Below are 470 nucleotides of genomic sequence, written 5' to 3' on the forward strand. Positions count from 1 at the left end.
CGGGCGAGTGAGCGTTGGGGGTTGATGGCTTCGACGAGGCGTTCGAAGGGGATGTCCTGGTGGGTGTAGGCGGCGAGGTCGGTTTCGCGGGTGCGGGTGAGGAGTTCGCGGAAGGTGGGGTTGCCGGAGGTGTCGTTGCGCAGGACGAGGGTGTTGACGAAGAAGCCGACGAGGTCGTCGAGTGCTTCGTCGGTGCGTCCGGCGACGGGGGTGCCCAGGGGGATGTCGGTGCCGGCGCCCAGTCGGCTCAGGAGGGTGGCGAGGGCGGCCTGGAGCACCATGAAGAGGGTGGTGCCGGTGTCCTGGGCGAGGTCGAGCAGTGCGCGGTGCAGGGACGGGTCGACGTGGAGGGGGACGGTGTCGCCGCGGTGGTCGGCGGTCTTCGGGCGGGGCCGGTCGAAGGGCAGCTCGAGCTGGTCGGGAATCCCGTCGAGGGTCTGCTTCCAGTAGGCCAGCTGCCTGCTCGCCAG

General features: G+C 70.2%; 1 protein-coding gene. It reads right to left on the bottom strand.

Going from position 1 to position 470, the window contains the following annotated elements:
* The coding region (locus ACOV8S_RS31240) for a condensation domain-containing protein (protein ID WP_448321856.1) at window positions 1-470 on the bottom strand (470 nt) is incomplete at both ends.

This window comes from Streptomyces sp. CO7, assembly GCF_053474865.1.